Source organism: Rhodothermus marinus (assembly GCF_009936275.1).
GTDB classification, from domain to species: Bacteria; Bacteroidota; Rhodothermia; order Rhodothermales; family Rhodothermaceae; genus Rhodothermus; species Rhodothermus marinus_A.
Genome location: NZ_AP019797.1, coordinates 1,808,641 through 1,834,771, shown reverse-complemented (window position 1 = coordinate 1,834,771; position 26,131 = coordinate 1,808,641). Strand labels below are relative to the sequence as shown.

The window sequence follows — 26,131 nt, the reverse complement described above, 5'->3', positions numbered from 1 at the left end:
CGCTCAGTGTTCCAGATAGGTGGAAGTCCGGAAGACGCGCCGGTACAGCTCCAGCAATTCCACGCCTTCCCGTGGCCGCAGCGCGCCGGTTCGCACCTTTTCCTGAATGAGCCGGTTCATGCGACGCTCGAGGTCATTCGGGTAGTACTGCACCTGGGCGAGTTCTTCTTCGACGGTCGCGCCCGGCAGAATCAGTTCGACGTAGAAGTTTCCCGGCTCGTCTTCGTCCAGATAGATGTGTGCTTCGGTGACGCGCCCGAACAGGTTGTGCTGGTCGCCCATGATGTCCTGATAGGCACCCATCAGGAAAAAGCCCAGGTAGTAGGGCTCGCCCGGGCGCAGCGGATGGAGTTCGAGCGTGTGCTTTTCGCCGACCGGGGTGACGAAATCGCTGACCTGACCGTCGGAGTCGCAGGTCAGATCGATCAGGATGCCGTGACGCGTGGGCGGCTCATCCAGGCGATGAATGGGCATGATCGGGAAGTGCTGGCCGATGGCCCAGTGGTCGATCAGCGAGCGAAAGACGGAGAAGTTGCACAGATAATGATCGGCCAGTCGCGTGGGCAGCTGACGCAGGTTTTCAGGGAGAACCTCCAGGGCTTCGGGCGAGCGGGGCAGGCGTTCGCTCAGGCGGGCACAGGTAGCCCAGTAGAGCTGTTCAGCTTCTGCTTTCTGTTCCAGAGACAGGGCCCCTTCACGAAATGAGCGGTTGACCTGCTGCCGCACGGCTTCCAGCTGTTCGTACGTTGCGGACAGCGGCTCGGAGGCGGCCGCGTCGTAGAGCCGGCGCAATTCCTCCAGCAGGGGATGGATGCCTCCGTTGGCCCAGGCAGGCAATTCGTAATGGCGGGAGCGCGTGTCGAGCACTTCCGTCACGAAGATCGAGTGGTAGGCCGTCAGGGCCCGGCCGCTTTCGGAGATCAGAATGGGCGGGGGTACGCCTTCGGCTTCGCAGACTCGCTGCACCGTTGCCACGACTGTACGGGCATACTCGCCGAGCGAATAGTCGATGCTGCCGGGGGCGTCCGGGTTGCCCGCCTCGTAGGTGACGCCCAGGCCGCCGCCGATGTCCAGGTAGGTGATGCCCAGCCCACGCTTGCGCAGCCGGGCATAGATGCGCGCGGCCTCGGTGACCGCCTCGCGAATGTGCGCCAGATGGGCGATCTGGCTGCCCATGTGAAAGTGCAGCAGCTGCAGCGACACCCCCGAGTGACCGTCACCGATGCGGTCGAGCAGGCCCAGTAGCTCCGACAGCGACAGGCCGAACTTGGACGTCTCACCGCCGGACTCCGACCACAGGCCGGCGCCCGTCGCCGACAGCCGCAGGCGCACGCCAAAGATGGCCGGCACACTGGCCTGCGGTAGCGAGCGATCTTCCAGCGCCTCCAGCAGCAGCCGGAACTCAGCCATGCGTTCGATCACCGGGATCACCTTTTTGCCCAGGCGCTGCCCTGCCAGGATAAGCTGCATCATGGCCCGGTCTTTACAGCCGTTGCAGATCAGCAGCATGTCGTCCCGGTCCAGGTAGGGCAGTGTGGCCAGCAGTTCCGACTTGGAGCCGCATTCCAGCCCGAACGAGAAAGGCGCTCCGGCTTCGAGAATTTCTTCAACAACCTCGCGGAGCTGGTTTACCTTGATCGGATAGACGCCCCGGTAGGTGTTGGCGTAGCCCGTTTCGGCAATGGCACGACGGAAGGCCCGGTTGAGCTGCTGGACGCGGGTGCGCAGCAGATCCTGAAAGCGCAGCAGAACGGGCGGATGCACATGCTGCGCACGCAGGCGCTCGATCACTTCCAGCAGATCGATGGAGGGACCTTCCGGTCCCAGCGGGCGGACGGCTACGTGTCCGGCTTCGTTGACGTGGAAAAAGCCCGCGCCCCATGCCGGGACATGGTAGAGCACTTCGGCCGCCTGTGGCGTCCAGGCTTCGAGATCGATCTCCAGCGGTTGAGCCGTTTCGTCCAAGGATTTCCCGGCGGGTTTACGTGCCAGAATCGCGTTCCGAACGCAATGGATTTGGGAATAGTTTCGTGGCGGGAGGGCGCCCGGATTTTTTCAAAACGGGGTGGATGAAAACACTTCTTCAGGCGCGCGTACCCGGCGGATCGGACGAATGCCCTCGGCCGAGAAGCCGAACAGGTCGTCGGGGGAAAAAATGCGCCGGAAGTCGGCCGGGGTGAAGAAGGGCTCGAACTTGCGGGCAAATTCGTCCAGACGCCGCAGGTAGTACGCCGCGTTTTCGTCCGGATTGGCCGGATCCCATTCCTCGGCCAGGCGGCAGTTTTCGTAGGCGGCCACGTTGGGGTGCGTGCCCGTGATGTAGTAGGTGATGCGGTCTCCCTTGCGTACAGGACGTCCGGCTTCGCGCAGGCGAAGGGCCAGTTCGTAGGCGGCCGCGCGGGGACGCCGTCCGGCCGCCACATCGGCCAGGTAGTTGTCCAGCGTGTCTTTCAGCGTCTCGGTGCGGGCGAAGTCGTGGACGCTTTCCCAGTCGTGCTGCAGGATGCGGGCGCGGTAGCGCAGGTAGAGTTCGTGCAGTCCCTGAATATCTTCTTCCAGCAGCAGCGCAATGGCCTCGCGCACGAACTGGCGGCCGAAGCGCTCGACGGAGCGGGAAATCAGCGAGGAGCCTTTGAATTTCAGGCTGCCGTCGTAGCCCAGCAGCGCGTAGTTTTTCTTTTTGTAGGAAAGCATTTTTTTGAAACGGCCCTCGTAGCTCACGCGGATGCCGGATGGAAGGGCCTCGCCGAGCTGCTCGACGAAGGCGCGTTCGGCCGCTTCGTCCCGGACGTCCGGCGGGGGCACGAAGAGCACGCCGTCGGTATCCACTTCGACGACCTGTCCGCCGGCCTGCTGGATGGCCTGGATGAGCCGGCGCAACACCTCCTGACCGGTGGCCGCCACGCGATCGGCCGCCTCGAAGTCGTTGAACGCCGCCAGCGAAAAGCCCAGCATGCCGTAGAAGGAATTGATCAGGATCTTGTAGGAGTTCTGCCGGGCGTCGAGTTCGCGGCGCAGCGCTTCGGACTCGGCTTCACGCATCCGGCGCTTGGTTTCCAGGCGCAGCTCGGTCAGCCGACGCAACAGCTGCTGAAACAGCCCCAGCCGATCGGTGCGCGGCTGGATGCCGTAGGTGAGCATGATGGACGGGTAGAGGCTTTCGACGTCGGCATAGACGATGGGGCCGACCACGCCGGTCACGAAGACGTCCGTGTAGCCGCCCAGCGCCTGGCTGCCCCATTGGGGGCAGGGGATGCTGTGGCGACGCCGCAGGTACTCGCGCACCATGAGCGCTTCGATCTTGGCAGCGGGTCCCGTGCGCGCCACCTGTCCGTAGGGCATGGGCACCATTTGCGTCAGGTAGAAGGCCGAGCCCGAGAGCATGCGGGCCAGCCGCTCCGTTTCGATGGCGTCGTCGAGCACGTAAGCGCGCACGCGATCGGGATCTTCGCTCCAGGTGCGGGAAAGCTCGGTGCCGGCGATGTAGGTACGATCGCGCGTCGAAAGGCCGAAATAGCGGGCGACCGTCTTCAGCGTGTAGTCGGGAAGATCCCGCTTGAACACGTCGAAGGCCAGCACCTGAAAATACACGTCGATCACGTGCCGGCCGGCGATCTCGAAGGCCGTGTAGTCGATCGTGCGCTCGGCAAAGCGAATGCTGGCCGGAAACGTGCGGGGCTCGCTGCCGTCGCGGCCCAGTTGCAGGGGAATGTCGTAGCGCTGGCAACGCCGCTGCAGATAGGGCAGGTCGAAAGCCAGCAGGTTGTAGCCTTCCAGCACATCGGGGTCCCGCTCGCGCAGCACGTCCACAAACTGACGCAGCAGGGCCGCTTCGGAGCCTGCTTCGCGTACGTCCAGCACGCGATGCCAGCCGCGGTTGTCGTGCAACGCGATGAGCACGATCTGATCTTCGGGACGCTCCGCGTTCGGGAAACCCGATTCGGTGTAGACCTCGATGTCGAGCTGGAGGCGGTGCAGGTCGTCGAGCGTCATGCCTTTGAAGCAGGTGCGGCCCGACTGCATCAGGTACTGCTGGGCCGGGGTGTTGATCTGATAGACGGGCGGGCGCTCGGCACCGGCGGCCGCCTGCTCGATGTGCCGGAGCGCTTCGCGGTAGGCGGTCCAGCTTTCGAAGACGACCAGATAGCGGAAGTGCTCGCTTCCCGCCAGCGGGCGAAAGCGAAAACGCCGCCGCGGGTAGCCCCGGAGCAACCGAATGTCGGCCAGCAGGAAGAACGGATAGAACGGCTGCTCTTCGACGCACAGCGTACTGTCCGTGCTGCGCCAGTAAAGGCGCACGCGGGCCGGCGTGTCGGCGTCGCCGTCCAGCAGCGGCTGCACGTCCAGCAGACCCGGCGACGGATCCCGGCCGAACAGCGCGACGTCGTCGTACAGGTGCGTCGTCTCCGCCACGGCTGAAGTAAAACTTGAGCAAAAGGATATACCGCGGGAGCGGCGATGCGTTTCGGAGCGGTCCGGTTGCTTATCTTGCAGGCATGGACCGACTGGAAGTGATCGCGCTCGGCAAGCGCTTCGGTTACCGGCGTCTGTTTGCGGGGCTTTCGTTCACGATCGCGGCCGGCGAGACGCTGGCCGTGACGGGCCCGAACGGCTCGGGCAAGTCGACGCTTTTGCGCATACTGGCGGGCGTGCTGCGTCCCTCGGAGGGCGAGGTGCGGCTCCAGGTCAATGGCCGCCCGATCGAGCCTGCCGATCGTCCCTTCTACGTGGGACTGGCTGCACCCTACCTGCAGCTCTACGACGCTTTCACCGCGCGGGAGAACCTGACATTTATCGCCCGGGCCCGGGGCCTTTCTGACGGACGCCGGCGTGTGGAAAGCTGGCTGGAACGGGTGCAGCTCCGGGCGTTTGCCGACGAGCCCGTGGCGATTTTCTCCTCGGGCATGCGCCAGCGGCTCCGGCTGGCCGCCGCGCTGCTGGCCGATCCGCCGCTCTGGCTCCTGGACGAGCCGCGCTCGAACCTGGACGAGGCCGGCCGCCGGCTGGTTGAAGCATTGCTTGAAGAAGCCCGCGCGAAAGGCCGACTGGTGGTAGTGGCCACCAACGACGCCGACGAAGCGGCCGCCTGCATGCAGCAGGTGGATTTGCGGCGGTTTCGGTGAAGAAACTGATCGGGCTTATAAATCTTATAAATTTTGCAATTTAAAATCATGCAGCAAAGCATAGAAAAGTACCCAGGAGATGTATACTGAATCCGATAGCATACTTTATCACGATGAACAGGTGCTCAGCGACTGTTTTTGCCCGGGATGGAATCCTGACCAATCTGGAAGTGTTAAAAGAATGCATTTTTTTCATCCTGTCACAGCCGTACCTTCTGCATCGATCAAATAGCTTATGGATACGAATAAAACAAACGGCGCCAATCTGGGCTTTGAGAACAAGCTCTGGGAGATGGCCGACAAGTTACGCGGCCATATGGACGCCGCCGAGTACAAGCACGTGGTGCTGGGGCTGATTTTCCTCAAATACATTTCCGACGCCTTCGAGGAAAAGTACCAGGAGCTCAAGGCCAAGCAGGACACCGAGTTCACCGACCCCGAGGATCGCGACGAGTACCTGGCCGCCAACGTCTTCTGGGTGCCGCCCGAGGCGCGCTGGGAGAAAATTCAGGCGGCTGCGCCACAGCCCACCATCGGCCAGGTCATCGACGAGGCGATGGCGGCCATCGAGCGGGAGAACCCGTCGCTCAAGGGGGTGTTGCCCAAGGACTACGCCCGCCCGACGTTGGACAAGGTGCGCCTGGGTGAGCTGGTGAAGCTTGTCGGCGATATCAACCTGAAGGCGCAGGAATACGGCGTCCGAGACCCGCTTGGGCGGGTGTACGAATATTTTCTGGGCAAATTTGCCGAGAAGGAGGGCAAGCGCGGCGGCGAGTACTACACGCCCCAGTGCGTCGTGCAACTTCTGGTTGAGATGATCGAGCCGTACCGCGGGCGCGTGTACGACCCCTGTTGCGGCTCGGGTGGCATGTTCGTGCAGTCGGAGAAGTTCGTGGAAGCCCACGGGGGGAAGCTCGGCGACATCGCCATCTATGGCCAGGAGTCGAACCCCACCACCTGGCGGCTCTGCAAGATGAACCTGGCCATCCGCCGCATCGACGCCGACCTGGGCCCGCACCATGCCGACACCTTCCACAACGACCTGCACAAGGACCTGAAGGCCGACTACATCCTGGCCAATCCCCCCTTCAACATGAGCGACTGGGGCGGGGAGCGGCTCACGGACGACCCGCGCTGGAAATATGGCGTACCCCCTGCGAGCAACGCCAACTACGCCTGGATCCAGCACTTCATCTATCACCTGGCCCCCAACGGCATTGCCGGGTTCGTGATGGCCAACGGCTCGCTCTCTACATCCACGAAGGCCGAATTCGAGATTCGCAAGGGCATCATCGAGGACGACCTGGTGGATTGCATCGTCGCCCTGCCGGGACAGCTCTTCTACACCACGCAGATTCCGGTCTCGCTCTGGTTCCTCACCCGCAATAAGAAGGCCGACCCGAAGCGAGGCTATCGCGACCGCACCGGCGAAACCCTCTTCATCGACGCCCGGCGCATGGGCCGCCTGGTGGACCGTGTGCACCGGGAGCTGACCCAGGAGGAAATCCGCCAGATCGCAGACGTGTACCACGCCTGGAAGAAGGGCGAGGGTTACCAGGACAAACCCGGCTGGTGGAAGTCGGCCACCATCGAGGATATCCGCCAGCGCGACTACGTGCTCACGCCGGGACGCTACGTGGGCGTGGAGGAGCGAGAGGACGACGGCATTCCCTTTGAAGAGAAGATGGCCGAACTGACCGCCACGCTCTATGAGCAGTTCGAGGAAGCCCGCCGGCTGGAGGCGGAAATCAAGAAAAACCTGGAGGTGCTTGGATTCTATACGAAGGAGGATGAATTATGAAACTTGTAGCTTTTCGCGTCCAAAACTACAAGAAGATTCAAGATACAGGATGGGTTAGTGTCCGTGATCTCACCTGCTTCGTGGGAAAAAATGAAGCAGGTAAGTCAGCGTTGTTTCGAGGCCTCTCCAAGCTCAACCCATCCGACGGTGAAAGATACGATGGACTTAAAGAATTTCCACGACGGCGTTATACCGACGAATTCCAAAAGCAAGATTGGCCTGTAGCAAGCGGCAGGTTTGAGCTTGACGACATCGATCGCAAGAAGCTTGCCGAAATATGCTCTGCACTTGCGGACGTCAAGCAGGTGACATGTACGCGCCATTACTCTTGGGAATTGTCAGTAGAATTTGAACCCGCTCCTCCTACTTCTGTCTTGACTCGTACTGAATTCAAAACTGCCATTGGAGAGATTCGGCAAACGCTGAGTGATCTGACCGCCCCCGAAGGTAAGGGCGATGCTCTCGGTGCAATTAAGAATACCCTCCTTCAGACCCTCTATCAGCTTGAAAATCAACAATCCTCAACAAGGCCGGATGAAGTTGTACCGAAAGCCGAAGTTGAGAGACTCGTACACACCATCGCTACGCAATCAAACGAGCAATGGCAAAAAAAGCTTCTCCAGGATATAAGCAAAAAAGCCCAGAGCTTGCTTGAGCGCGCTTCCTTTGGTTATGAACTGGCGCAAGCCAAGCAATGGGTTGAAAACAATCTTCCAAAGTTCATCTACTTTGACCGCTACGACGTAATTGACAGCGCCGTTCATCTCCCAACTTTTGTGCAGCAGCTCAACCAAAATCCTACCGCGCCCCGCGTTCGCACAACGCGATGCTTATTTGAGCACGTGGGTCTCGATGTGGAAGAATTAGCAGCACTTGGGAAGAAGCACCAGCCAGGACAGCAAATGGATTCCCAGACTATTGAAAAGATCCGCCGTTACGTTGATGAGCGCGCTATAAAACTATCTTCAGCGTCAAATGCCATGACTACCAAATTCCAAGACTGGTGGGAGCAGCGCCGCCACAAGTTCCGCTATCAAGCAGACGGGGACTTTTTCCGTATTTGGGTTTCTGATGACCTTGATCCAAGCGAGATCGAACTGGACCAGCGCAGCTTGGGTATGCAGTATTTCTTCTCATTCTTTACCGTTTTCCTTGTTGAAGCGAAAGGGGCACATCAAAAGGCAATTCTCCTTCTGGACGAGCCCGGCTTGCACATGCATGGGACAGCCCAAGCAAAGGTGGTCAAGTTCCTTGAGAAGCTTTCCCAAGAAAATCAGACAATGTACACAACCCACTCCCCTTTTATGATAGATGCAGACCACTTGGAACGAGTCCGTATTGTCTATGAGGCAGAAGATGGAACGACCAAAGTATCAGAAGACATTTGGCCTCGTGACAAAGATGCTCTTTTCCCACTTCAGGCAGGCTTAGGGTATCAGCTTGTTCAATCTCTTTTTATCAGCAAGCGCCAACTAATCGTTGAAGGGATTACCGACTACTGGATTCTCAAGGCGTTTGACCAGTTGCTTCGACAGCGCGGTGAGTCAGCCCTTCGGGATGATGTGGTTATTGTTCCATCAGCTGGTTTGAGCAAATTATTTCCCCTGGCTAGTATGCTTATTGGCCATGACGTCGAGGTTGTAGCCCTCTTGGATGGTGACGAACCAGGTCGCAAGGAAGGCAAGAAGCTCACCGAAAACTTATTTGCAGGTGAAACAGGACGTTGCCTATTCATTGGGGATTTTTTGCCAGAAAAACCATATGCAGAGCTCGAAGATATTTTTCCTGAAGAGGTTTACCTGGAAGCAGTAAGGGAAGCCTACAATATCGACCAGCTAACGTTTGACGAGGACATAGAGACAACCGATGGCGTTGTAAACAAAGTGAAGGCGCTCTTTGAGTACAAGGGACTTGGTCGGTTCGAGAAGTGGCGACCCGCTGCGGTATTACGGGACTGGATTATGGATGGTTCAGAAAAAATCCCCACTGATGTTTTCAGGATAGCCAGTAATCTGTTTGAAGAGATAAATCGGGCCTTCTTGAATCCATGAAGGGGTGATCTATGGGAAGCGAGGTCGCATTTCGTGATGTGGCCCAACTTGTGCGGGATGTTGTCCAGCCTGAAGAAGCTGGAAAAATGCCCTATATTGGTCTTGAACACATTGAGCAGGGCACATTACGACTTGCTGGTTGGGGATATGCTTCCGATGTCAGTAGTGCAAAATTCCGATTTAGAAAAGGCGACATACTTTTTGGAAAACTGCGTCCATATTTCCGTAAGGTAATACGTGCACCATTTGATGGCATTTGCTCTACGGATATCTGGGTAGTGCGTGCAAAAGAGGGTTTTGATCAGAATTATCTTTTCTATTGGATGGCTGCTCACGATTTCATCGACTTTGCCAGCAAAGGTTCCGAAGGTACTCGAATGCCGCGGGCGAAATGGGAACATGTAGAAAGATTTAAGAGGCCTTATTTACCCCTTCCCGAACAACGCGCCATTGCCCACATCCTCGGCACCTTGGATGACAAGATCGAGCTGAACCGGCGGATGAACGAGACCCTGGAGGCCATGGCCCAGGCGCTCTTCAAGTCCTGGTTCGTGGACTTCGACCCGGTGGTGGTCAACGCCCTGCGCGCCGGAAACCCCATCCCCGAAAAGTTCGCCAAACGCGCCGCCCACTACCGCGACAACCCCGACGCCCTTGGCCTGCCCGAAGACATCCTACGCCTCTTCCCCGCCCGCTTCGTGGAGTCGGAACTGGGGCCGATTCCGGAGGGGTGGGAGATAAAACAGGTCAGGGAGTTTGCTGCTCTAAAAGGTGGCCAGCAGCTTTCCAAAAAGTACATCAAAGATCATGGTCCCGTGCCCGTTTTTGGAGGTGCGGGTATTATGGGCTACACAACTATTAGCAACGCAACTGGTTTTGTCATAACTGTTGGAAGAGTGGGAGCATATTGCGGGCAGTTTTTCCGACATATCGGCGAAGCTTGGATAAACAACAATGCTTCTTTGGTTAGAGTTCATGAACGCAAACTTGGAGAATGGTTATATCTTGCGCTACGCAATGCAAACATTGACGTAATCAAAAAAGGGGCAGCACAGCCTTTTGTAGCAAATAGCGATATTGAGTGCTTACCAATTCTCTGGCCAGGAAGCAACTTAGCTTCTAAACTTTCTGAATTTGTATCAAAGATGAGAGCTTTGCAGGATCATTATGTAGTGGAATCCCGCACCCTTGCTGCCCTGCGCGACACGCTGCTGCCCAAACTGATCTCTGGCGAGTTGCGGGTGAAGGATGTGGAGAAGATTCTGGAGGATGCGGTATGAACATGCGTCCTGTTACCGTTCATCGCGAGGGACTCAAGGCGGCGCGACTCCTGATGGTGCTCAGCAGCATCTCGCCGCTTTTTATCCTATGGGCTATCCGTGGAAACAGTCTTCTCCCCGATCCTTGGTTCGTCGGGTGTTGTGCGCTGATGGTAGTTGTTCCTAACGCCTTTCTATGGCTGCGCATTGCAACAGCGAAGAAGGAAAACGACAAACGCGAGCTGATTGTTGGCACTTCTGACGACCATCGCGACCACATTCTCGTTTACCTGTTCGCGATGCTGCTGCCGTTCTACTCGGAAGATCTTGGGAACTGGCGTGACCTTGGGGCTACTGTTGCCGCTTTGGCGTTTGTTGTATTCCTATTCTGGCACCTAAACCTGCACTACATGAATCTGGTCTTTGCTGCACGGGGCTACCGAGTGTTTACGGTCTATCCGCCGGATGACGGCAATCCACTTACCGGCAGGGTGCCCTTGGTTCTAATCACGCGCCGCGTGAGTCTCGCTTCTGGTGAAAAGCTTATAGCCTATCGCTTGAGCGATACAGTTTATTTAGAGCCTGAGACATGAGGTTAACCATAGACTTTGATTTCGAGAACGTGACCGTGACCACATTTGGCGTGGGCATTGATGCCGGCGACCACCAAACGTTCGTCGTTGTACCAGTAGATGTGGGCGTGCAGAGAGCGCTTCGCGAGATGGCGCAGGCAACGTGGAATGCATTGAACAATTGCGAGGACGGGCCGAGGGAGTACGAGCCGTCCGAGAAATACGAGAGTAGAGAGTGCCTCTATCTGCCACTAGACCACGAGATGGCAGCCGCAGTAAAAACGTTGCACGAAGCTGCCAATCTGCCCACCAATAGCGGTGCGTTGAATGATCCTTCGAACATATTCTGTTACTTCGCCCAGCTCACGGATAACAAGCATCGGCGTTTGACCGCCCTTCGGCGAGCTACGCAGTTCAAGGGGATTTTGAAGAGCCGCCTGATTCGATTAGTCTCGGACTCACTCAAGCTGATTGAAGACCGTGTGTTCAAGCTGGATATTGACTTCGACCTTCTCGCTGACTCGAAGAACGTCTACATCCTGCGGCCCAGTGGATTTGAGTTCGCAGGCAAGCTCCAGCAGGCCATTCTGGATGCGGTGCCGAAGAACATCAAAGCGATCCAAAGTGATCTTCCATTCGTAGAACTAGCCCCTATCGAGGAATATGCCAAAAAGCATACGAGGGCAGCCCGCTACCTTGCCTCGATCCGGAGTCAAGAGCTAACCAAGAATGTCGACAAATCCTTGCTCAAGGCTCTCTGCGAGCAGAATGGTGTCGAAGTCGAAGAATTAGACGGTAAACTCAAGGTCTCCGAAGGCCACGAGCTGGCGTTTCTGGAGCTTCTTGACCGTCGCCGGTATGAGCTGGAGTTTGTCAAAGGGCAGCCCGAGCGTTTTAAGGCAGGGAACAGGAGACGGATCAATGATAAGGGCTGATTTCGCTGAATCTATCACCAAAGCCGCTGTCTGTGTCTGGCTCGAGTCCATATGCTGGGCCGTGAGGTACGGCTCCGACATCGTGCCAGATGAAGAGAAGATTCAGGAGGATGCGGTATGACCTTGCGGGTGCCTGTTAAACCCGAACTCCTGTATTGGGCCATGCGGCGCTCTGGCCGCATGCCGGAGGAGTTGTCTCGTCGTTTCAAGAAGCTCGAAGACTGGTTAGAAGGGCAGGGGCAACCCACGCTCAGGCAGCTCGAGGACTTCGCCCGCGCCACCCATACCCCTATCGGTTATTTCTTTCTGGCCGAACCGCCGGAAGAGACATTGCCGATCCCCGATTTTCGCACCACGTCGAAGGCACGCCATAGCTCCCCCAGCGCCGACCTGCTGGAAACGATCTACATCTGTCAGCAGCGGCAGGCCTGGTACCGGGAGTTTGCCCGGCTATATGGCGAACCGCCGGTTGCCTTTGTGGGCTCGGCGACGCTTCAGGATGCCCCGGCGGAGGTGGCCGCTCGGATGCGCGAACAGCTCGGGTTCGATATAGAAGCCCGTTCCCGAATGACGACATGGACTGAAGCGCTGCGACAGTTCATCGGCTTGGCCGAAGATGCCGGGGTGCTGGTGATGGTCAGCGGCATTGTCGGCAGCAATACCCACCGCCCGCTCGATGTCTCCGAGTTTCGCGGATTCGCGCTGGCCGACGACCTGGCCCCGCTGGTGTTCATCAATGGCAGGGACAGCAAGGCGGGACAGATGTTCACCCTGGCCCATGAACTGGCGCACCTCTGGTTGGGACAATCTGGCGTAAGCGATAGCGACGCGCGCGTTCTTCCCGACGAGCGGACCGAGCGCTGGTGCAATGCGGTGGCGGCGGAATTCCTTGCTCCGCTTGAAGCCGTGCGAGCGAACCTGGTGGCAGGCGAACCTTTACCCGAGACGCTGGAGCGGCTGGCGCGGCGCTTCAAGGTCAGCACCCTGGTGATCCTGCGCCGTCTGTTCGATGCCGGGTGGATCAATTGGGAAACACTGGACAGCGCATGGCAACAAGAGTTACAGCGGTTGAAGCAGCTTTCGCCCGGAGGAAAGGGCGGGGATTTTTACAACACCCTGGGCGCTCATGTGGGCAAACGATTCGCCAGGGCGGTGATCGTGAGCGCGTTGGAGGGACAAACGCCCTTTACCGAGGCGTTTCGCCTTCTCGGCGTGCGAAAAAGCCGGACCTTTTATGAGCTGGCGCAACGTCTGGAGATTCCGGCATGAGATACCTGCTGGATGCCAACGTCTTCATAGCGGCCAAGAACCTGCATTACGGCATGGACTTCTGCCCAGCCTTCTGGGACTGGCTGGTCGAAAGCAACCAGGCCGGCAAGGTGTTCAGCATTGAGAAGGTCAAGGACGAACTCGAGGCGGGCGACGATGAACTGGCGGTTTGGGTGTCGTCTCAGCGGGATGGCTTCTTCTTGAAACCAGATCCGACTGTTCTCGAAGCGATGGGTGCGGTGAGCGAATGGGTGAACAGCAACGGATACACCCCGGCTGCCAAGAACGCTTTTTTCCAGGTGGCGGACTACTGGCTTATCGCCCATGCGCTGGCCGGTGGGTTTGTCGTTGTAACGCATGAGAAGCCTGCCGACACGCGGAATAAGGTCAAGATTCCGAACGTGTGTGTGGGACTGGGCATCAAGGTGATGACACCCTTCGAAATGTTGCGGCACGAGCGAGCTCGATTCGTTCTGGAGAGATAGACATGAGTGCCAACCGTCTCGACGACATCGCCCCGGCCTATCCTGCCGCTGTCGAGCGCTGGCCGGATGCCGCCAATCTTCAACAACACTATCGGGAGCTCGTCCGCGCCTGGGAGGGGGAAGGGAGCAGCGTCATCGAGTTGATCAAGTCCTTCCTGGAGTGCGTCTGCTGGACGGTGCTCAACGAGCTGGGGAGAGAGGGACCGGCTTCCTCCACGCCGACGACAACGGAGTTGCTTTCCTGCGTATTGGACGCCCTGGGATTGCGCAACCAGCGCGGCGTCGGACCACTGGGCAAGGTGATCTCGGGGCACAATAAACTGGTCGAGGGGCTGAACGAGCTGCGCAATCAGGACGGCAGCGTCGCGCATGGCAGGGATGGGTTTCTCGACACGATTGCGAACCGGCATATGAGGGTATATTTGCTCTCGGCCGACTCGGTCATTGCGCTCATTCTGAGCGCCTACGACGGCAGGGAGCCCAATCTTCGGACCACCAGAGAGCCGCCAGAGCGGTTTCGGCATCTCAACGAGCGCATCGATGCAGGCTGTGCGTTGGAGGCTGAGGTAGATGAGGAGGCTGGCGTGCTGGTGGTGCGGGTTCAGGCAGGCACGCAGACGCCTGAGGAAGCCATCGAACTGCGCGTGCCGCCCAGCGAATTGCTGTATCACCTGGACCGGCAGGCCTACATAAGCGTGCTTGATGTGTTACAAGGGGCAATGCCAGCCGAGGAGGAGGAAAGAACGGAATTGGTCGAGGAGGAAGCAGGGGAATCGGGCGAATTTGTTTCAGAAGAAGAGCCAGCGGTACCGTCGGAACCCGTCGCCGAGCCAGTAAGACAACAGCTCCTTGACGATTATCAGGGGCGGTTTCGGGAGAAGGTACATCTGCTTTACGAGTTCGTCGTCCATCGGCTGCTGGGTGGCAGGGGCGACCAGAAAGAGCAGGTGCACCGTTTCGCCAACACGCTGCTTGACGAAATGGAAGACCTCGCAGTCGTGGATTGGAGCAGGCGCGAGTCAAAACGGGCGGCGGTGCGTGTGACGTTGAAACGCCTGATCCAGATTGCCGCTATCGATGGCCTGGACGAGGAGGCGATTGAGCCGCTGCTGGATTGGTTGCGCCGTGAAATCGAAAACGGGAATGGCCATGGGTAATCTTGTGGAAGAGGACGTTGAACAAATGGCCCTGGACGAGCTCCAGGCGCTGGGCTGGCAGACCGCATACGGCCCCGACCTCGCCCCGGAGAGCTTACGGCCGGAACGTGAAACCTACGGCGATGTGGTGCTCAAGGGGCGGTTGCGGGAGGCGCTGGAGCGCATCAATCCGGACAGGCCCGCCGTGGCCATCGAAGAGGCCCTGCGCCAGGTGCTCACGCCCGAGAGTCCGGCGCTCATCGAGAACAACCGCCGCTTCCATCAGATGCTCACCGACGGCGTGGATGTTTCCTGGATGGGACCGGAAGGGGAGAAGCACGGCAAGGTGTGGCTGCTCGACCTCGAAAACCTGGACAACAACGACTGGCTGGCAGTCAACCAGTTCACGGTCATCGAGAACAAGCACGAGCGGCGGCCGGATATTGTGCTCTTCGTCAACGGTCTGCCGCTGGTCGTGATCGAGTTGAAAGACCCGGGCACGGTGCAGGCCACGCTACGGGCGGCCTTCAATCAGTTGCAGACCTACAAGCAGGAGATTCCTTCGCTCTTTACCTACAACGAGATCCTCGTCATTTCCGACGGCATGCAGGCCCGCTTCGGGACGCTGACGTCCGGTTGGGACCGATTCATGCCCTGGCGCACCATCGACGGGACCGACCTCTACCGCGAGCCGGGAAACGACAAGCAAAGCGAAGGTATGGTGCAGCCGGGGATGAAGACCCTGATCCGTGGTATGTTCGAGCGTCGGCGCTTTCTCGACTACGTGCTCAACTTCATCACCTTCGAACAGGTGGACAAGGGCACAGCAGGCATCGCCAAGAAGGCCGCCGGCTATCACCAGTACCATGCCGTCAATCAGGCGCTCGCTTCCACACTCGTCGCCTGTGGCATTGAAGCGGATGCCAGCACGCTATACGCTCGCTTTCAAGAAGCAGCGGCCGCTGATCCGTTTGCGGTCCGGGAACCAAAAGCCGAATATCGCCCGAAGTTCGGCGACCGGCGCGTCGGGGTCATCTGGCATACCCAGGGCTCGGGCAAAAGCCTTTCCATGGTCTTCTACGCCAGCAAAATCATCCGGCACCCCGCCATGCAAAACCCCACCATCGTGGTGCTAACCGACCGCAACGATTTGGACAATCAGCTTTTTGCCACCTTCAGCGCCAACCGTCAGATCTTGCGCCAAACCCCCGTGCAAGCCGAAAGCCGGGCGCACCTGAAAGAACTCCTCCAAGTTGCCTCTGGCGGCGTGATTTTCACCACCATCCAGAAATTCTTCCCCGAAACCAGGGGGGAACGCTACCCGACGTTGTCGGAGCGGAGCAACATCGTTGTCATCGCCGACGAAGCCCACCGCAGTCAATACGACTTCATTGACGGTTTCGCCCGCCACATGCGCGATGCGCTTCCCAACGCATCGTTCATTGGCTTTACCGGGACGCCCATCGAGAAGGAAGACAAAAACACCCGTGCAGTCTTCGGCGATTACATTTCCATCTACGATATCCAACGCGCAGTGGAAGACGGCGCTACAGTGCCGATCTACTACGAAAGCCGGTTGGCGAAGATCGAACTGGATGAGGCGGAGAAACCGCGGCTCGATGAGGAAATCGAGGAGATTACCGAAGCCGAAGAGGATGTCGTCCGCCGGGAACGCTTGAAGTCGAAATGGGCATCGCTGGAAGCTCTGGTGGGAGCGGAGAAGCGCATCCGGCTTGTGGCCGAGGACCTCGTGCAGCATTGGGAACGGCGGCGGGAAGCCCTGCTGGGCAAGGGCATGATCGTCTGCATGAGCCGTCGGATCTGCGTGGAGATGTACAAGGCCATTACGGCCCTGCGTCCTGAGTGGCACAGTGACGACGACGCCAGGGGGAAGATCAAGGTGGTGATGACCGGCTCTGCCTCGGATCCGCTCGATTGGCAGCCGCACATCCGCAACAAAGAACGCCGGGACTTTCTCGCCCGACGTTTCAAAGACCCAAACGATGAACTGGAACTGGTCATTGTGCGCGATATGTGGCTCACCGGCTTCGATGCGCCGCCCCTGCACACGATGTACATCGACAAGCCGATGAGCGGCCACAATCTGATGCAGGCCATCGCCCGCGTGAACCGCGTCTTTCGCGACAAGCCCGGCGGGCTGGTGGTGGACTACCTGGGCATTGCCGATTCCCTCAAGAAGGCGCTTGCCGTGTACGCTGAAAGCGGCGGTCGGGGCAAGGCGGCCATCGATCAGGCCGAAGCCGTGGCAGTGATGAAGGAGAAGTACGAGGTCGTCTGCGGCATCCTGCACGGATTCGACTATTGGCGCCTGCTGGCTGCTGCTCCCGATGAGCGCCTGCAGGGCATTGCCGAGGCCATGGACTTCATTCTGGGGCGGGAGGACGGTAAGAAGCGCTATCTGCAGGCCGTGGCGGCGCTGTCCAAGGCGTTTGCTTTGGCGGTGCCGCACGAGGAGGCCCTCGCTATTCGCGACGAGGTGGGTCTATTTCAGGAGATTCGGGCGGCTCTGATCAAGGCTACGGTGAGTTCGGCGGAGCGCGCCCCGGAGGAGGTTGAAGCGGCGGTTCGGCAGCTCGTTTCCCGGGCGATCTCGGGCTGCGAGGTAGTGGATATCTTCGCGGCGGCGGGATTGGAAAAGCCCGACATTTCCATTCTTTCCGATGAGTTTCTTGAAGAAGTGCGCAGCTTGCCGCAGAAAAATCTGGCCGTAGAGACGCTGAAAAAACTCCTTCAGGATGAGATCCAGGTTCGCCTGCGCAAAAACGTGGTGCAGTCGCGGGCGTTCTCGGAATTGCTCCAGCGGGCCCTGAACAAGTATCACAATCGCGCCATCGAAGCCGCGCAGGTGATTGAAGAACTGATCGCCATTGCCAGGCAGGTACGAGAAGCCACGCGCCGTGGTGAAGAGCTCGGCCTGTCCGAAGATGAAGTGGCGTTTTATGATGCGCTGGCGGTAAATGAAAGCGCTGTAGAAGTGCTCGGAGACGAAACCTTGAAGGAGATCGCCCGGGTACTGGTCGAAAGCGTACGCAAAAGTGTAACGGTAGATTGGAATAGACGTGAGAGCGCCCGCGCCCAGTTGCGCGTACTCGTCAAGCGTATCCTGCGCAAATATGGCTATCCGCCCGACAAACAGGAACAGGCTGTGGAGCTGGTTTTGAGTCAAACGGAGGTGTTGTGTGGCGAGTGGGTTGCTTGATCACGGGCATCATGGTGCATGTGCGTGGTATCCCATGACCACGCTTTATACCCCGGGCTGAAAGCACGAGCGCACACCTTGGGGCACCCCTATCGGACAGCTGACGGCATTTCCAGCACACAGAGACGGCCACTGTGTCCGCTTTTTGTGCCCGCGAGCCATGTCCAGTACATGGGGTGTGCCGTCATTCGTCGGTGAATCTGCAATCACACATTCCGGCAATTTGCAATTGCTTCATACCGCCAGGCCCAGCGTGATCAGCGTGACGCCAGAAGCGTGGGCTTCGTGCAGGGCCTGGGCGGCCCAGGCGGCCGTGGCGCCGGTGGTGAGCAGATCGTCCACCAGCAGCACGTGGCGTCCGGCCACACGCTCCGGGTAAGGCGCCGCAAAGGCGCGGGCCACGTTGGCGCGACGTGCTTCCCGACCCAGGTGGGTCTGGCTCCGCGTGGCGCGCACGCGCACCAGCAGTTCGGGGGCGACCGAGCGTCCCAGCACTTCGCCGACGCCTCGGGCCAGCCAGGCGCTCTGGTTGTAGCCGCGTTCCAGGAAACGGCGGCGGTGCAGCGGGACGGGCACGATTACATCAATCTCCTGCAGCTCATCTCGGAATGTCTCTCCCAGCAGCCGTCCCAGCCGCTGCGCATAGACCGGCCGGTTGCCGTACTTCAGAGCATGGTGCAGCGGGCGAAAGGGCCCCTCCGAGGTTTCGTACCACAGGCTGTAGGCGGCGCGGAAGCAGCCGATGGCCTCCGGCAACCGGTGCAGGCGACGAAGCGGCTCGCCGGGCGGCACGCGACGAAGCGTGGCCAGACAGTCTGTGCAGAGCGGAAGCGTCGGGTGCGTGGCCCGTGCGCCGCAGTGCAGACAGTGCCATGGATAGACCAGCGCCCGCAGGGCCCTTCCCAGACGGCGAAGCGTCTGCCTGTAAGAATCCGGTAAAACAGTCATGGGGCGGTCGGAACGGTTCGCATCGGCGTCGGAAATATTGTATACTTTAAAGAACATACCCCACGCATGTGCCCGCAAACAAACCATCCGGGGAGGGCAGCATGGCCAGTCGTAAACGTCGCGGCATGATCATCAAGAACACGAACGACGTGCCGGTTGAAATTCCCATGAGCACGCGCACCATTCGGCTCAAGCCCGGCGAAGAGGCGTTCGTTACGGCCGAGGAGGTGCGCGATCCGGTGCTGCGTGAAAAACTTCAGGTGCGGGCCGTCTCGATCGTGCGGCCGACGACCGAGGAGGAGGAAGAAATGCTCCGGCAACAGCTGGCACAGCAACAGAGCCATTAAAAAACGTCAGGACACATGCTGAACATTCTGGCACTGGAGCCCTGGTACGGAGGGTCTCACAGGAATTTTCTGGACGGGCTGATGCGCCACAGCCGGCATCGGTTTCATGCGGTAACGATGGCGCCGCGCTACCGGCGCTGGCGCATGCACGGCGGGGCCGTCACCATGGCGCGGAAGGCGTTGCAGGCCTGGGACGAAGGCTTTCGGCCCGATGTGATCTTCGCCACGAACATGGTGAACCTGCCCGCCTTCCTGTCGCTGACGCGCAGCAAACTGGCGCACGTGCCCGTCATCCTCTATTTCCATGAAAACGCGCTGACCTATCCGCTGCCCGAGGGCAAAGAGCGGGATCCGGCCTTCGGGTACATCAACTACCTGTCGTGCCTGGCGGCCGATCGGGTGCTGTTCAACACGCGCTTCCACATGGAAGAATTTCTGGAGGCATTGCCGCAGTTGCTCCGGGCTTTTCCGGATTACACGCACCTGGACGCCGTGCAGGAGATTCGCGCCAAGGCTTCGGTGCTCTATCCGGGCATCGATCTGTCGGCGCACGACCAGTACGCGGGGGATCGGCGGCCGCGCTACTGGGGTCCGGGCATGCCGCCGCCCATCATTCTCTGGAACCAGCGCTGGGAGTACGACAAGGCGCCCGAAGTTTTCCTGCGCGTGATGAACCGGCTGGACGACGCCGGCCACCGCTTCCGGCTGATTCTGGCCGGCGAGCGCTTCGAGGAACAGCCCTACGAACTGGACAAGGCCTTCGAGCGCTACGCCGACCGCATCCTGCACTACGGCTACGCCGAGGACTTCGAGGAATACAGCCGCCTGCTGCACCGGGCCGACATCATCGTCTCGACGGCCCGCCACGAGTTTTTCGGGGTGGCGGTGCTGGAGGCGATCTACTGTGGCTGCCATCCGCTGCTTCCCAACCGGCTGAGCTATCCGGAGCTGATTCCCGAGCCGCTGCATCGGCCGCTGCTGCACGCGCCCACGCTGTACGAGGACGAGGAGGAACTCTACCGGCTGCTGTCGGCCCTGCTGAAAGGTGAGGAGCGGCCGCTGCCGCCGGAACGGCTCCGCGAAATCCCCGCGCACCTCGACTGGAAACGACACGTGGAAGCTTACGATCGGCTTTTCGAGGAAGTGGCCGGCATGGCTTCTGCGCGTCCGGACGAAGCCATGGCCGCTACCGCCTGAACTACCCGATGATCATCAAAAACGCCCGTGGCGCAATGCTACGGGCGTTTTTCATTTGCGGCCGGGGTAAAATGACTATGGGGCCCGTACCCACCCGGAAAAGGCGCTTTCCCCTGATGGCACTATGCTTCGCTTCAGGCCTGGCCACAAGCACAAATGCGTTTGTAGTGCGCCACGAAGGCGCCGGCCGTAGGGGCTTTCCTTCGATGGCACTTCGCTTCGCTGCGTGTCTCACTACGAGCAGGTCAGGTACGGCACCTCATGCCGTGATGATCACAGGTGCCGCCCGGACGGAATGTTTTCAGTTGTTGGAAGCCTGGACGAAGCGAAGGGCGTCGGGTGGGGGTGGCTCGCCATCTACGGCGTAGGCGCGCGAGTCGTCTTCGGTGGTGAAGAGCAGGAGCACGGTCTGGTTGGGATCGTACCGGTCGAGCTGGTCCAGCAGCCACCGTAGCGGGGGAAGCTCCTGGGCGGGCGTGAGGACGTCCTGCGGGGCGTAAGCCAGGCGGTGGATCATGAAGCCGTGGCGGAGCGCCCGGCTGCGCGGAGGCGTGGCCTCGCCCACGACGAGCACGCCACGGCCAGCCTGACGATAGCCGGTCAGCGAGGCGGCGGCCAGCTCTTCCCAGTGGGTCAGAATGAACTGATGGTGGGAAGCCTCCAGCAGGTCGTCGGCGTCCGCTTCGGCCGGGGCGCGAATGACAAAGCGCCGGCCGTCTTCGTCCAGATGTTCGGTGATGCGATCGGGCATGCTGTAAGATAAGGCGGGGCGGCCCGTTCTGGCCGCCCCGCCTTCGGTTCAGTCCATATTTTCCACGATGGCCTGCCCGAACTCGCTCGTCCGGAGCAGCGTGGCGCCTTCCATGAGGCGGTGGAAGTCGTAGGTGACGCGCTTCTGCGCGATCGTGCGCTCGATGCCCCGGATGATCAGGTCGGCCGCCTCGTGCCAGCCCATGTAGCGCAGCATCATCTCGCCCGAGAGGATCACCGAGCTGGGGTTGACCTTGTCCTGCCCCGCGTACTTGGGCGCCGTGCCATGGGTGGCCTCGAAGACGGCGTGGCCGGTCTCGTAGTTGATGTTGGCCCCGGGCGCGATGCCGATGCCGCCCACCTGCGCCGCCAGCGCGTCGGAGATGTAATCGCCGTTCAGGTTCATCGTGGCGATCACGTCGTACTCGGCCGGGCGCGTCAGAATCTGCTGCAGGAAGGCGTCGGCGATCACGTCTTTGATGACGATTTCCCGACCGTCGTGCTCGATCACGTGCCAGGGGCCGCCGTCGAGCGGACGGGCGCCGAACTCCTCGCGGGCCAGCTCGTAGCCCCATTCGCGGAAGGCACCTTCCGTGAACTTCATGATGTTGCCTTTGTGCACGAGCGTGACGCTCTTCCGGCCCCGCTCGATGGCGTAGCGAATGGCGGCGCGTACCAGCCGACGCGTCCCGTCGCGCGAGATCGGCTTGATGCCGATGCCGCTGGTTTCCGGGAAGCGGATCTTCGTGACGCCCAGTTCTTCCTGCAGGAAGCGAATGAGCTTCTGTGCCTCGGGCGAGCCGGCCGGAAATTCGATGCCCGCATAGACGTCTTCCGAGTTTTCCCGGAAGATCACCATGTCGACCAGTTCGGGGTGTTTGACCGGCGAGGGCACGCCCGGGAAGTAGCGCACCGGCCGCACGCAGGCGTACAGGTCGAGCTGCTGGCGGAGCGCCACGTTCAGCGAGCGGATGCCGCCGCCCACCGGCGTGGTCAGCGGTCCCTTGATGGCCACCAGATAGTAGTCGATGGCCTTCAGCGTGTCTTCGGGCAGCCAGGTGCCGAGCTGGTTGTAGGCTTTCTCGCCGGCGAAGACCTCGAACCAGACGATCTTGCGGCGGCCGCCGTAGGCTTTCTCGACGGCCGCGTCGAAGACCAGTTTGGCCGCCCGCCAGATGTCGGGCCCGGTGCCGTCGCCCTCGATGAAGGGGATGATCGGTTGATCCGGCACCTCCAGCGTGCCGTCGGGACGTTTCTGGATGCGGACCCCTTCGGCCGGGGGCGTCAGGTGTTCGAAAGCAGGCGCTTCTGTCGATACCGGTTGTGCCATGATCCCTGTTTTTCGGTTTTTCGGGGAATGAATACCGGTCTAAATTAACACAAAAAAGGCTTTTTCGTCCGGTTTGGCAGAAGCTTCACGGTCGGGGCGGTCGCAGCTCCCGGGCCCGGATCGTGTGGCGCCAGCGTTCCTGGCCCTGGGCGTCGTAGGCGGTGATCGTCAGCACGCGGTCGGTGCGTGGCCCGGAGAAGGTGAGCAGCACCACGTTGCGCTCGCGTAGCAGGGTGCCTTCGACGCGCAGCGGATTATCTTCTTCCACGTTCGAGGGGCCTGCCGTCAGCGGCGAGGTGGTGATCTCGTAGAGCGGATAGAAGCCTTCCGGCTCGTAGCGCAGCAGCTCGGTGTGGTGGCGGTCGCCGCTCAGGAATACCACGCCGGAGATGCCGCGGCGTACGATTTCCCGGAGCAGCCGCTCGTAATCGCGCGGAAAGCGGGCGGCCACCGACTCGAAGCGGGTGGAGCGGTTGAGGATCTGGTTGCCGTTGGCGACGATCTTGAAGGGTGCGCGGCTGTAGGTGAGCGCGTCGATGAGCCAGGTGAGCTGGGCCTCGCCCCACATGGTCTTGGTGGAATCGTCCGGGGCGTCGTTGGGACTCCGGTAAAAGCGGTCGTCCAACAGGAAGAAGTCCACGTCGCCCCAGGTGAACTGGGTGAAGACGCCGGGCGTGCCGGGCAGGCCATAGGACGGATTGGCCCAGTACTGCTGGAAGAGGCGCAGTGCGGCGCCTTTGAGCACATAGCTCCGGTCGGCGTCGTTGGGGCCGTAGTCGTGGTCGTCCCAGATGGCGTAGTGGTGGGCCGTGGCGAGCAGCTCCTGCAGCAACGGATGGCTGCGGGTGTGCGCGTAGCGGTAAGACATCATGGTCGGGCTGCCGAAGTCCGCCTCGCGCAGGTAGGTGTTGTCGCCCAGCCAGATCATCACGTCGGGGCGGAGGCGCGTCAGGTGCGTGAGGATCTGGAAGTCGCCGCCGTAGGGCTGGCCGGGGCGGTCGTAGGGCGGATCGTTCACGTAGAAGCAGGACGCCGCGGCCACGGTGAACGTGGGCGGATCGGTGCGCCACTGCCAGAGCGGTTGCGTCTGGAAGCGTGGCTGGTAGGGGAGCGCCAGGATCGTGTCGTTGAGCACCACGTCGTAAACGTAGCGGCGGCCCGGCTCCAGATAGGGCACGGAGATGTGCACGGTGTAGTCCGTCTCAGGGCCGGCAAAGTACGGCGGGGTGATGCGTGCGCTGTCTTCGGGCTGGCCCTCTTCGCGGTAGAGCAGCTGCACCTGAGCCGGCGCCCACGTCTGCAGCCAGACGACGACCTCGCGTTGCGTGGCGTAGCCGTTCATCGGACCCGAGCGCAGCAGCTCGGCTACGGGAAGCGTCTCGGGTAGCCGGACGGGCACCTGGGCCACGGCCACTCCGAGGAGCCCCCAGAGCCCGCAGAGGAAAAGCAGGCAGCGTCGCATGGCACGTGCAGGAATGGTGGTTGGCAGATCCGCTCCGGACTAAACTACAAAAAGCGGTGGTGCGACGGGACGGTATGCGCATTTTTTAAAGCAGGCCGAGCAGGTCGCGCAGGCGCAGTTCCCAGACCTTCCAGGCCGCTTCCCAGACGATGGCCTTGTTCATTTTGGAGGAACCCTCCTGACGATCGGTGAAGATGATCGGCACTTCGAGCAGCCGGAAGCCCTTGCGCCAGGCGCGGTATTTCATTTCGATCTGAAACGAATAGCCGTTGGATCGGATGCGGTCCAGGTCGATGGCTTCGAGCACGCGCCGGTGGTAGCACTTGAAGCCCGAGGTGACGTCGTAGACGGGGATACAGGTGATCATCCGGGTGTAGAGGCTGGCACTGTAAGAGAGGATCAGGCGCGAGAGCGGCCAGTTGATGATGCGCACGCCGCCGATGTAGCGCGAGCCGATGACCAGATCGGCCTCGTCGCGGCGCAGCGGTTCGAGCAGGCGGGGGAGGTCGTCCGGGTTGTGCGACAGGTCGGCGTCCATTTCGGCCAGATAGGTGTAGCCGTGTTCCAACCCAAAGCGAAAACCTGTCAGGTAGGCCGAGCCCAGGCCCAGCTTGCCGGTGCGCTCGATAAGAAAGAGGCGGTCCGGGTAGCGGTCCTGCAGCTTCCGCACACGTTCGGCAGTGCCGTCGGGCGAGGCGTCGTCCACGACCAGCACGGAGACCCGGCAGGGCAGTTCCAGCACGCGGGGAAGCAGGCGCTCGACGTTTTGCGCCTCGTTGTAGGTCGGGATGACCACGAGCGTGCCTGAGTGGCCGGATGTAGCGGGCGTGGTAGTCACTGATTGCCCTCGGTTACGGATCGTTGCAGGCAAAACGGTCCCTTAAACTACGATGGGCACAAAAAAGACCCCGACTCGTTTCTTTCCAAGTTCACGGTCCTCTCAAGAAAAAGCAGCAATTTGTATGCGCTTTCGGGGCTGCTTTGTTGTATTTTTAAAAGCTACCTTTGCCGGCGGTTTTTCGCCGGTTGTAAAATAGAAGCCACGTATAACCACGAACGACACGTTGCTATGGCCAGCAAGACCAGAAAGAAGCAGCAGGCGACGCAGGTAGATCAGGCCGCCAGCCAGGCCAACGGGCAGGCGGTGCAGTTGCAGGTGCCGTCCAAGCCGATTCACTTTGAGCAGACCTTCGAGACCTACCCGGCCGGTGCCTATACGCACGAAGAGCTCGGCTTGAGCCGGGAAGATCTCCTGGCTATTTACCGTAACATGCTGCTGCAGCGCCGCTTCGAAGAGCGGGCGGCCCAGATGTACGGCAAGCAGAAGATCGCCGGCTTTCTGCACCTGTACATCGGAGAAGAGGCCGTCTCGACCGGCGCCGCCTGGTCGATCAAGATCGGACACGACTCAGTCATCACGGCCTACCGCGATCACGGCATCGCGCTGGCGCTGGGCATGACGGCCAACGAGTGTATGGCTGAGCTGTTCGGCAAGATCGACGGCTGCTCGCGCGGCAAAGGCGGCTCGATGCACTTCTTCAAGGCCGAAAAGAAGTTTTTCGGCGGCCATGGGATCGTCGGGGGACATGTGCCGCTGGGCGTCGGGATTGCCTTTGCCCACAAGTACAAGGAGGACGGCGGTGTATGCCTGACATTCTTCGGTGACGGTGCCATGGGGCAGGGTACCGTCCACGAATCCATGAATCTGGCTGCGCTCTACAAGCTGCCCATCGTCTTCATCATTGAGAACAATCAGTATGCGATGGGCACGGCCGTCTGGCGGGCCTTTGCCAACACGGAATTCTACCGATATGCGGCCAACTACAACATGCCGGGGGCGCTGGTGGACGGCATGGACGTCTTCAGTGTGATGAAGGCCCTGCGCAAGTACGTGGCGCTGGCGCGCGAGTATCAGCCCTCGGTGCTTGAGGTGCGCACCTATCGCTACCGCGGGCACTCGATGAGCGACCCGGCCAAGTACCGTACCAAAGAGGAGCTGGAAGCCAAGAAGAAAGAAGACCCGATCATTCGGTTGAAGAGCTACATGCTCCAGCACGGACTCTCGACGAACGAAGAGCTGGACGCCATCGACGACGATGTGAAGAAAGAGGTGCAGGCGTCCGTGGAGTTCGCCGAGAAGAGTCCGTATCCGCCGCTGGAGTCCATCTACGAGGACGTCTACGCACAGCCGGACTATCCCTTCCTGGCCTGATTTCGTGTATCCCCGAGAACCTAACCGAGACGAT

General features: G+C 60.2%; 20 protein-coding genes. 13 read left to right on the top strand and 7 right to left on the bottom strand.

From position 1 onward, the window contains the following. Positions 1–3: 3 nt before the first annotated feature. Positions 4–1,965 carry a biosynthetic arginine decarboxylase gene (gene speA, locus GYH26_RS07905; RefSeq protein ID WP_161541187.1) on the bottom strand — a complete coding sequence of 654 codons (1,962 nt, stop codon included), beginning with the start codon at positions 1,963–1,965 and terminating at the stop codon, positions 4–6. Between the two features lie 90 nt (positions 1,966–2,055). Beyond that, on the bottom strand, positions 2,056–4,413 hold the full coding sequence (locus GYH26_RS07900; protein WP_161541186.1) for a DNA polymerase domain-containing protein: 2,358 nt from the start codon (positions 4,411–4,413) through the stop codon (positions 2,056–2,058). Between the two features lie 83 nt (positions 4,414–4,496). Here GYH26_RS07900 and ccmA point away from each other — a divergent pair, with 83 nt between their 5' ends. From ccmA to GYH26_RS07850, 10 genes are all read left to right on the top strand, one after another. Next, positions 4,497–5,123 (top strand): heme ABC exporter ATP-binding protein CcmA, encoded by a 627-nt coding sequence (ccmA, locus tag GYH26_RS07895; protein WP_161541185.1) that lies wholly within the window; start codon positions 4,497–4,499, stop codon positions 5,121–5,123. Between the two features lie 235 nt (positions 5,124–5,358). Further along, positions 5,359–6,924 (top strand): type I restriction-modification system subunit M, encoded by a 1,566-nt coding sequence (locus GYH26_RS07890; RefSeq protein WP_161541184.1) that lies wholly within the window; start codon positions 5,359–5,361, stop codon positions 6,922–6,924. Next, the gene (locus GYH26_RS07885) at positions 6,921–8,975 is read left to right on the top strand and encodes an AAA family ATPase (RefSeq protein ID WP_161541183.1); all 2,055 of its coding nucleotides are present in this window, start codon (positions 6,921–6,923) and stop codon (positions 8,973–8,975) included. The genes GYH26_RS07890 and GYH26_RS07885 overlap by 4 nt, the downstream gene beginning before the upstream one ends. An 11-nt stretch (positions 8,976–8,986) precedes the next feature. Next, on the top strand, positions 8,987–10,255 hold the full coding sequence (locus GYH26_RS07880; RefSeq protein ID WP_161541182.1) for a restriction endonuclease subunit S: 1,269 nt from the start codon (positions 8,987–8,989) through the stop codon (positions 10,253–10,255). Next, positions 10,252–10,827, top strand: a complete 576-nt coding sequence (locus GYH26_RS07875) for a hypothetical protein (RefSeq protein WP_161541181.1) — start codon at positions 10,252–10,254, stop codon at positions 10,825–10,827. Before GYH26_RS07880 ends, GYH26_RS07875 begins: the two co-directional genes overlap by 4 nt. Continuing rightward, positions 10,824–11,741: a Kiwa anti-phage protein KwaB-like domain-containing protein gene (locus GYH26_RS07870; RefSeq protein WP_161541180.1), complete on the top strand. Its 918-nt coding sequence runs from the start codon at positions 10,824–10,826 to the stop codon at positions 11,739–11,741. The genes GYH26_RS07875 and GYH26_RS07870 overlap by 4 nt, the downstream gene beginning before the upstream one ends. A 117-nt stretch (positions 11,742–11,858) precedes the next feature. Next, positions 11,859–13,010, top strand: coding sequence for an ImmA/IrrE family metallo-endopeptidase (locus GYH26_RS07865; RefSeq protein WP_161541179.1), 1,152 nt, complete (start codon positions 11,859–11,861; stop codon positions 13,008–13,010). Next, entirely contained in the window at positions 13,007–13,495 is a 489-nt protein-coding gene (locus GYH26_RS07860; RefSeq protein ID WP_161541178.1) for a DUF4411 family protein, read from the top strand. The genes GYH26_RS07865 and GYH26_RS07860 overlap by 4 nt, the downstream gene beginning before the upstream one ends. A 2-nt stretch (positions 13,496–13,497) precedes the next feature. Then, positions 13,498–14,652, top strand: a complete 1,155-nt coding sequence (locus GYH26_RS07855; RefSeq protein ID WP_161541177.1) for an abortive infection family protein — start codon at positions 13,498–13,500, stop codon at positions 14,650–14,652. Continuing rightward, positions 14,639–17,851 carry a type I restriction endonuclease subunit R gene (locus GYH26_RS07850; RefSeq protein WP_197738563.1) on the top strand — a complete coding sequence of 1,071 codons (3,213 nt, stop codon included), beginning with the start codon at positions 14,639–14,641 and terminating at the stop codon, positions 17,849–17,851. The genes GYH26_RS07855 and GYH26_RS07850 overlap by 14 nt, the downstream gene beginning before the upstream one ends. Before the next feature lie 234 nt (positions 17,852–18,085). Here GYH26_RS07850 and GYH26_RS07845 read toward each other — a convergent pair whose 3' ends face one another. Further along, entirely contained in the window at positions 18,086–18,799 is a 714-nt protein-coding gene (locus GYH26_RS07845) for a ComF family protein (RefSeq protein WP_242006314.1), read from the bottom strand. Between the two features lie 101 nt (positions 18,800–18,900). Between GYH26_RS07845 and GYH26_RS07840 the strand changes: the two genes are divergently transcribed. Both GYH26_RS07840 and GYH26_RS07835 read left to right on the top strand, forming a co-directional pair. Next, positions 18,901–19,146, top strand: coding sequence for a hypothetical protein (locus GYH26_RS07840; RefSeq protein WP_012843904.1), 246 nt, complete (start codon positions 18,901–18,903; stop codon positions 19,144–19,146). Between the two features lie 15 nt (positions 19,147–19,161). Further along, on the top strand, positions 19,162–20,343 hold the full coding sequence (locus tag GYH26_RS07835) for a tRNA-queuosine alpha-mannosyltransferase domain-containing protein (RefSeq protein WP_174238077.1): 1,182 nt from the start codon (positions 19,162–19,164) through the stop codon (positions 20,341–20,343). Positions 20,344–20,644: 301 nt separating this feature from the next. Here the strand turns inward: GYH26_RS07835 and GYH26_RS07830 are convergent, their stop codons facing one another. From GYH26_RS07830 to GYH26_RS07815, 4 genes are all read right to left on the bottom strand, one after another. After that, a complete protein-coding gene (locus GYH26_RS07830) occupies positions 20,645–21,094 on the bottom strand; it encodes a hypothetical protein (protein WP_161541175.1) in 450 nt (149 codons plus the stop codon). A 48-nt stretch (positions 21,095–21,142) separates the two neighbouring features. Then, positions 21,143–22,423 carry an NADP-dependent isocitrate dehydrogenase gene (icd, locus tag GYH26_RS07825; protein ID WP_014067040.1) on the bottom strand — a complete coding sequence of 427 codons (1,281 nt, stop codon included), beginning with the start codon at positions 22,421–22,423 and terminating at the stop codon, positions 21,143–21,145. 85 nt (positions 22,424–22,508) lie between these two features. Next, positions 22,509–23,885, bottom strand: coding sequence for an alkaline phosphatase D family protein (locus GYH26_RS07820; protein WP_014067039.1), 1,377 nt, complete (start codon positions 23,883–23,885; stop codon positions 22,509–22,511). An 85-nt stretch (positions 23,886–23,970) separates the two neighbouring features. Beyond that, entirely contained in the window at positions 23,971–24,723 is a 753-nt protein-coding gene (locus tag GYH26_RS07815) for a polyprenol monophosphomannose synthase (protein WP_242006312.1), read from the bottom strand. A 231-nt stretch (positions 24,724–24,954) separates the two neighbouring features. Here GYH26_RS07815 and pdhA point away from each other — a divergent pair, with 231 nt between their 5' ends. Beyond that, complete coding sequence (pdhA, locus tag GYH26_RS07810) at positions 24,955–26,097, top strand: pyruvate dehydrogenase (acetyl-transferring) E1 component subunit alpha (protein WP_161541174.1); 1,143 nt, start codon at positions 24,955–24,957, stop codon at positions 26,095–26,097. Positions 26,098–26,131: the final 34 nt, after the last annotated feature.

Bases quoted from the DNA above. Each gene is read 5' to 3' on its own strand.
- ccmA (WP_161541185.1), top strand. From the start codon at position 4,497: ATGGACCGACTGGAAGTGATCGCGCTCGGCAAGCGCTTCGGTTACCGG.
- GYH26_RS07890 (WP_161541184.1), top strand. From the start codon at position 5,359: ATGGATACGAATAAAACAAACGGCGCCAATCTGGGCTTTGAGAACAAG.
- GYH26_RS07885 (WP_161541183.1), top strand. From the start codon at position 6,921: ATGAAACTTGTAGCTTTTCGCGTCCAAAACTACAAGAAGATTCAAGAT.
- GYH26_RS07880 (WP_161541182.1), top strand. From the start codon at position 8,987: ATGGGAAGCGAGGTCGCATTTCGTGATGTGGCCCAACTTGTGCGGGAT.
- GYH26_RS07875 (WP_161541181.1), top strand. From the start codon at position 10,252: ATGAACATGCGTCCTGTTACCGTTCATCGCGAGGGACTCAAGGCGGCG.
- GYH26_RS07870 (WP_161541180.1), top strand. From the start codon at position 10,824: ATGAGGTTAACCATAGACTTTGATTTCGAGAACGTGACCGTGACCACA.
- GYH26_RS07865 (WP_161541179.1), top strand. From the start codon at position 11,859: ATGACCTTGCGGGTGCCTGTTAAACCCGAACTCCTGTATTGGGCCATG.
- GYH26_RS07860 (WP_161541178.1), top strand. From the start codon at position 13,007: ATGAGATACCTGCTGGATGCCAACGTCTTCATAGCGGCCAAGAACCTG.
- GYH26_RS07855 (WP_161541177.1), top strand. From the start codon at position 13,498: ATGAGTGCCAACCGTCTCGACGACATCGCCCCGGCCTATCCTGCCGCT.
- GYH26_RS07850 (WP_197738563.1), top strand. From the start codon at position 14,639: ATGGCCATGGGTAATCTTGTGGAAGAGGACGTTGAACAAATGGCCCTG.
- GYH26_RS07845 (WP_242006314.1), bottom strand. From the start codon at position 18,799: ATGACTGTTTTACCGGATTCTTACAGGCAGACGCTTCGCCGTCTGGGA.
- GYH26_RS07840 (WP_012843904.1), top strand. From the start codon at position 18,901: ATGGCCAGTCGTAAACGTCGCGGCATGATCATCAAGAACACGAACGAC.
- GYH26_RS07835 (WP_174238077.1), top strand. From the start codon at position 19,162: ATGCTGAACATTCTGGCACTGGAGCCCTGGTACGGAGGGTCTCACAGG.
- GYH26_RS07830 (WP_161541175.1), bottom strand. From the start codon at position 21,094: ATGCCCGATCGCATCACCGAACATCTGGACGAAGACGGCCGGCGCTTT.
- icd (WP_014067040.1), bottom strand. From the start codon at position 22,423: ATGGCACAACCGGTATCGACAGAAGCGCCTGCTTTCGAACACCTGACG.
- GYH26_RS07820 (WP_014067039.1), bottom strand. From the start codon at position 23,885: ATGCGACGCTGCCTGCTTTTCCTCTGCGGGCTCTGGGGGCTCCTCGGA.
- pdhA (WP_161541174.1), top strand. From the start codon at position 24,955: ATGGCCAGCAAGACCAGAAAGAAGCAGCAGGCGACGCAGGTAGATCAG.